This is a genomic window from Mycobacterium sp. (assembly GCF_049683355.1).
Classification (GTDB): domain Bacteria; phylum Actinomycetota; class Actinomycetes; order Mycobacteriales; family Mycobacteriaceae; genus Mycobacterium.
In genome coordinates, this window is record NZ_JBAUJB010000344.1 from 1 (window position 1) to 6432 (window position 6432).

Genomic DNA, 6432 nt, shown 5'->3' on the forward strand with positions numbered 1-6432 from the left:
GCGCAGAGGCGCCGACCGAGAAGTTCCGGGCCCCTGCCACGGTCGAGCCCAGCCGCCCGCTACCCGGGGCCCTCGGTGCGGCCTCGGCCACCGCGCCCGCCGTCGACCAGGTGTGGCTCCGGTGCGCTGCAGCCATCATGGGCGCCATGGGCGTCGCCACGCTGCTGACCGCGGTGTCGACCTACCTGATGGCCGTGGACAGCGACACCGTCGCCTGGTTCTTCTACGGCGTCGCCGGGGTGGTCACGGTGGCCATGGTGGCCATCCCGTGGCACTTCCTGCGCGACCTGCGCGCGCTCCTCGGCTGAGTCGACTCGGCTGTTTGGACCGACACCATATCGTCTGACCCGCAACGTCTGGCCCGCAATCGACAACGGATCCGTCTCGACCTGCGAGACGGATCCGGTGTCTGTGTTCGATGTTGCTTGTCAGTGGTGTCCGTTGGAGGAGCCATTGGACGAGCCGTTGCCGTTGGAGTGCCCGTTGCGATCCTGGTGCTCCCGCAGCGCGGTGAGCGCCCGGCGCTCCGAGCTGTGTGCGGCCTCGGTGATCGCCTCGTGCTCGGAGAGCGGATCCCCGTAGAGGAAGCTGCCGGTGCCGGGGGCACCCGCGGAACCGAGTTTGTTCATCCGCTTCGGCAACGCCGCGCCCTGGTATTCCAGCGGAATCGCGTGGCCGTGCTCGTCGACGGGCCCGAGCGGCTGATGCAGTTCGACATACGCACCGTGGGGGAGCCGCTTGATGATGCCGGTCTCGATCCCGTGCTCGAGAACCTCACGGTCGCTTCGCTGCAACGCCACCGCCCAGCGGTAGGTGACGAAGTAGACGATCGCCGGGAGCAACACCATTGCGATACGCCCGATCCAGGTGGTCGCGTTGAGTGAGATGTGGAACTTCAGCGCGATGATGTCGTTCATGCACGCGAACGTCAGCAGGATGTAGAACGAGATCGCCGCCGCGCCCACCGCGGTCCGTGTCGGAGCGTCGCGGGGACGTTGCAGCAGGTTGTGGTGCGCATCGTCGCCGGAGAACTTCTTCTCCAGGAACGGGTAGGCGACCAGCAACCCGAAGATCACGCCCATTCCCACCGCGACCCACACGCCCTGCGGGATGGTGTGACCCCAGAAGTAGAACTCCCACGCCGGCCACAACCGGATCAGCCCGTCGGTCCACATCATGTAGAAGTCCGGCTGGCTGCCCGCCGAGATCTGGGACGGCTTGTAGGGGCCGAGATTCCAGATCGGGTTTATCTGCAGCAGCCCGCCCATCAGGCCCAGGATGCCGACCGTGACGGCGAAGAACGCGCCGGACTTCACGGCGAACACCGGCATCACCCGGACCCCGACGACGTTGTGCTCGGTGCGTCCGGGGCCGGGGAACTGGGTGTGCTTCTGGAACCACACCAGCGCCAGGTGCACGCCGATCAGCGCCAGGATGATGCCGGGGATCAGCAGGATGTGCAGCGCGTACAACCTGGGGATGATGATGTCGCCGGGGAAGTCACCGCCGAACAGTGCCCAGTGCATCCAGGTGCCGACCACCGGTATGCCCATCGTGATGCCGGAGAACGCGGCGCGGAGGCCGGTACCCGAGAGCAGGTCGTCGGGCAGCGAGTAGCCGAAAAAGCCCTCGAACATCGCCAGGATCAGCAGCAGGGACCCGATCACCCAGTTGGCCTCGCGCGGCCGGCGGAATGCGCCGGTGAAGAAGATGCGGGCCAGGTGCACCATGATCGATGCGGCGAACAGCAGCGCCGCCCAGTGGTGGACCTGACGCACGAACAACCCACCGCGGATCTCGAAGCTGATGTCCAGTGCGGTCTCGTAGGCGCGCGACATCTGCACGCCGCGCAACGGCTGGTACACCCCGTCGTAGGTGACGTGCGCCATCGACGGGTCGAAGAACAGTGTCAGCCAGACCCCGGTGAGGAGCAGCACGATGAAGCTGTACAACGCGATCTCACCCAGCAGGAACGACCAGTGGGTGGGGAAAACCTTGTTCAGCTGCCGGCGCACCGCGGCCGACGGGTGATACCGCGAGTCGATCGCTTCGCCTTGCTTGGCGGCGATCTCGGCCATGTTCGGTCGTGGGCTCATGACGTGCGCTCCCAGAATGCCGGTCCGACAGGTTCGATGAAGTCGCCGTTGGCGACCAGGTAGCCGTCCTGATCGATGGTGATCGGCAGCTGCGCCAGAGCGCGGGCCGCCGGACCGAAGATCGGCTTGGCGAAGTGCAGCGCGTCGAACTGCGACTGGTGGCAGGGGCAGAGGATGCGGTAGGTCTGCTGCTCGTACAGCGACGACGGACAACCCAGGTGTGAGCACACCTTGGTGTAGGCGAACAGCTCACCGAAGTTGAAGCTCTCCTGGGCCTGTCGCTTGACCACCCGCTTCATGTCGCTGGGCCGGATGCGGAGCAGCATAACGGGATTGCGCACCCCGTAGGCGATCTCGGTCAGATGATGCTCGGACTCGACAGTGGTGCCGTCACCATCGGACTCGCGCCACGGGAACACCGTCTCCATGCCGCCCGCGTCGATGTCCTCCGGCCGCATCTTGACGAACGGTGACTCGCCGGGGTTACCGGTGGCCCGAGCCAGGAAGATGGTCTCGCCTTCGAATCGCGGGGTCCACCCCGAGGTCCACAACACGGCCTTCATGCCCTCGGCCGTGGGCACCACCGGCTTCCACGGATTCTTGATCAGGCCGCCGACGAACGCCACCAACGTGCCCACCCCGAAGGCGCCGAACCCGATGCCGAGGGAGAGGCCGATCATCTTGCGGCGCTTGAGCGTCGAGGTGTCCAGTGCGTTGCCCAGGTTGGCGGCGACGGTCTTGCGGTGCAGCTCCGGAGAGCTGCCGTCGTGGCGCTCCTGGATCGAGATCTCCTCGGGGATGAACTTCTTCTGGAAGAGCACCGCGCCGACACCGATGGCCAGGATCGACAACCCGAACGTGAGGCCGTAGAGGGGGGTCGCCAACGTGTACAGGAACTCGCCCTCGGAACCGTAGGGTTGGTACTCCCACGGCCAGAACAGGAAGACCAGCAGCAACGCCAGACCGGAGAAGCCCGCCAGCAGCAGCCAGTACGCCACCGTTCGTTCGGCGCGCTTCTCGGCCTTGGTGCCGGGCACCGGCCAGCGGGGCTCCTTGTAGACGGTCTCGACCCCGTCGAGGCGGCCGCCCAGTTCGACGAGTTGCTCCTGGGTCATCTCAGCCAGTTCGGCGTCGGTCGGCTGGCCGGGAGCGCCTTTCTGGCCCGGGGTGTCGGAGCCCTTGAGATCGTCGTCGCTGTTGTCGCTCATGCGCGGGCTCCGATCCAGAGGGCGGCCGCGATGATGGCCACCATTCCAACGATCCACGCGACCATGCCCTCAGAGGTGGGGCCGAACCCACCCAGCCCGAGGCCACCCGGTGTCGGCGTCGCCGACGCCTCGCGGACGTAGGCCACGATGTCGCGCTTGGCATCGGGTGTCAGCTGCCGGTCGGAGAACTTCGGCATGTTCTGCGGGCCGGTGAGCATCGCGGTGTAGATCTGCGCCTCGGTCGCGTTGCCGAGATCCGGGGCGTACTTACCCGACGACAACGCGCCGCCCTTTCCGGTGAAGTTGTGGCAGGACGCGCAGTTGAGGCGGAACAGGTCGCCGCCACGGGCGACGTCGTCGCCGATCAGGGACTGCTGGGCGATGCTGCCGTCCTCCTGGCGGGGCACGACCGGGCCGCCGCCATTGGCCTGGACGTAGGCGCCGAGCGCGTCGGTCTGGGCTTCGTCGAAAGCCGGTGGCTTCGCCGGTGCCTGCGCCTCACCGCGCATCGCCGGCATGCGACCGGTCGACACCTGGAAGTAGACGGCGGCTTCGCCGACGCCGATGAGGCTCGGACCGCGGTCGGCGACACCCTGCAGGTTGACGCCGTGGCAGGTGACGCACGACGTGTCGTAGAGCTCCTGTCCGGTCCGCAGCAGGGCCGAGGCCGACTCGTCGGCGACCGCCACCTGCGGTGCCGGTGTGAGAGTGGCTGCCAGGCCACCGGCGACTGCCAGTCCGGTCAGCAGCAGCAGGGCTGCCGAGAGGCGCCGGCGTAGCCGGCGGCGGGACTTGGTTGTCATCGAACCCCTTCTCATCGGCTGGGTCTGAGAGATCGGCTGCCCTGTGGAGTCGGCTCCTGCCGTCGCGCGACTCATCGCACGAAGTAGATGACGGCGAACAGGGCGATCCACACGATGTCGACGAAGTGCCAGTAGTAGGACACGACGATCGCGGCAGTGGCCTGTGCGGGAGTGAACTTGCTCAACCGGGTGCGGATCAGCAACAGGATGAAGGCGATGAGGCCGCCGATGACGTGCAGCCCGTGGAAGCCGGTGGCCAGGTAGAACACGGTGCCGTAGGCACTGCCGGCGATGGTGGTGCCCTCTTCGACCAGATGCAGATACTCATAGCCCTGACCGAGCACGAAGAACAGTCCCATCGCGAAGGTGAGGGTGTACCACCGCCGCAGGCCGAAGACGTCTCCGCGCTCGGCGGCGAAGACACCCATCTGGCAGGTGAACGACGACGCGATCAGCACCAGAGTCACCGGCACGGCGAGCATGAGGTTCAGTTCGGTGGGCTCCGGCGGCCAGTCGCCGCCCGCCTGGGCGCGCGCGGTGAAATACATCGCGAACAGGCCGGCAAAGAACATCAGCTCACTAGAAAGCCACACGATCGTGCCGACACTCACCATGTTCGGCCGGTTCAGCGAATGCACCCGAGACGTGATGGCCGTTCCCGAGGTCCCTACAGCGCTCGTCACAGAAGCAAGTATGACGCTTTGTAGTTCTCGAACTCCACCCGGGTGCAGCAATTAGTCATAATCTTTCGGTGACTTCTTCTCCGCCCGACCTCCCGTCATCGCCGAACCCCCCGACGTGGCCGCAGATTCTCGGCAGGTTGACCACAGGTCAGTCGCTTGCGCCCGGTCAGGCGGCCTGGGCGATGGACCAGATCATGACGGGCACCGCAACCCCGGCGCAGATCGCTGCGTTCGGCGTGTCGATGAAGATGAAGCGCCCGACGTCGGCCGAGGTCACCGAGTTGGCCGAGATCATGCTCAAACATGCGCGGCGGGTGCCGACGGACAGTATCGGCACCGCGACGGTGGATGTGGTGGGCACCGGTGGCGACGGCGCCAACACCGTCAACCTCTCCACGATGGCGGCGATCGTGGTCGCCGCCGCGGGGGTGCGGGTGGTCAAGCACGGTAACCGGGCCGCGTCGTCGCTGTCCGGGGGCGCCGACACCCTCGAGGCGCTGGGGGTGCGGATCGATCTGGGGCCCGACGAGGTGGCGCGCAGCGTCGCCGAGGTCGGCATCGGGTTCGCTTTCGCACCGCAGTTCCACCCCTCCTACAAGCACGCCGGGGTGGTACGACGCGAGATCGGCGTGCCCACGGTGTTCAACCTGCTCGGCCCGCTGACGAATCCGGCGGGCCCTCGGGCCGGGCTGATCGGCTGTGCCTGGGGCGATCTGGCCGAGGTGATGGCAGGCGTGTTCGCCACCCGCGGGTCGAGCGTTCTGGTCGTGCACGGTGACGACGGACTCGACGAACTGACCACGACGACGACCAGCACGATCTGGCGGGTGCAGGCCGGCACCGTCGAGCGGCTGACGTTCGATCCGGCCGCATTCGGGTTCCAGCGCGCGGAGATCTCTGCGTTGGTCGGCGGTGACGCCGAGGCGAACGCGGCGGAGGCCAGGGCGGTGCTCGGCGGGGCAAGAGGACCGGTGCGCGACGCGGTGGTGCTCAATGCCGCCGGTGCGCTGGTTGCGCACGCGGGACTATCCAGCGACGCCAAGTGGGTCCCGGCGTGGGAGTCGGGCCTGGCCCGCGCCGCCGACGCGATCGACTCCGGGGCGGCCGAACAACTGCTCGCGCGTTGGGTGCGGTTCACCCAGCAGCTCTGAGGCGATGGTCTGTTCGGCGGCAAGGCGGGCCGAGCGCGCCGTGGCCGCCCAGCGTGCCCAGCGGCCGGCCGCGCCGACCGGTGAGCAGTAGCCCTCGTCGGTGCGCACGATCCTGACGCCGGGCTGGGCCAGCCATCGGGTGATCAGGGCCGTCTCCTCGACCAGCGCGCCGCCCAACGGTCCCGCACCGGGCAGCACGGTCTGCGCTCCGGCGCACAGCGCGTCCACGACCGGCATCGGCGGCACGCCCCTGGGCGCCACACCGGCAGCGGCCAGTTGACCGTGCCGGATCACCGCGAGGTGCCAGCCACGGGCCCCGTCGGGCCTGGCCGCCACCATCTCCGGAACCGATGCCAACGCTCGTAGCCGTTGGCCGCGCCACAGCACATCGATGGTGGCGGCGGTGTGGTCGCGCAGCCGCGCGGCCGTCTCGTAGCGGTTGCGCCCGGCCAGGTCGGCGATGTGGGACAGCGCCGCCTCCAGCGGACGGC

At 67.8% G+C, this 6432-nt stretch carries 6 protein-coding genes; 2 read left to right on the top strand and 4 right to left on the bottom strand.

Going from position 1 to position 6432, the window contains the following annotated elements:
• Positions 1-308: DUF2561 family protein (locus tag WA944_RS19635; RefSeq protein ID WP_526370306.1), on the top strand; the 308-nt coding region annotated here is incomplete at its 5' end.
• 120 nt (positions 309-428) lie between these two features.
• On the opposite strand, the gene qcrB is transcribed toward WA944_RS19635, so the two are convergent.
• From qcrB to ctaE, 4 genes are read right to left on the bottom strand one after another with little or no spacing between them, the layout of a single operon-like run.
• Positions 429-2096 carry a cytochrome bc1 complex cytochrome b subunit gene (gene qcrB, locus WA944_RS19640; RefSeq protein WP_526370308.1) on the bottom strand — a complete coding sequence of 556 codons (1668 nt, stop codon included), beginning with the start codon at positions 2094-2096 and terminating at the stop codon, positions 429-431.
• Positions 2093-3304, bottom strand: coding sequence for a cytochrome bc1 complex Rieske iron-sulfur subunit (gene qcrA / locus WA944_RS19645; protein ID WP_526609756.1), 1212 nt, complete (start codon positions 3302-3304; stop codon positions 2093-2095). The genes qcrB and qcrA overlap by 4 nt, the downstream gene beginning before the upstream one ends.
• On the bottom strand, positions 3301-4122 hold the full coding sequence (gene qcrC / locus WA944_RS19650; protein WP_526647262.1) for a cytochrome bc1 complex diheme cytochrome c subunit: 822 nt from the start codon (positions 4120-4122) through the stop codon (positions 3301-3303). Before qcrC ends, qcrA begins: the two co-directional genes overlap by 4 nt.
• A gap of 56 nt (positions 4123-4178) precedes the next feature.
• Entirely contained in the window at positions 4179-4790 is a 612-nt protein-coding gene (gene ctaE, locus WA944_RS19655) for an aa3-type cytochrome oxidase subunit III (protein WP_526370314.1), read from the bottom strand.
• Between the two features lie 68 nt (positions 4791-4858).
• Between ctaE and trpD the strand changes: the two genes are divergently transcribed.
• Complete coding sequence (gene trpD, locus WA944_RS19660) at positions 4859-5941, top strand: anthranilate phosphoribosyltransferase (RefSeq protein ID WP_526370316.1); 1083 nt, start codon at positions 4859-4861, stop codon at positions 5939-5941.
• Positions 5942-6432: the final 491 nt, after the last annotated feature.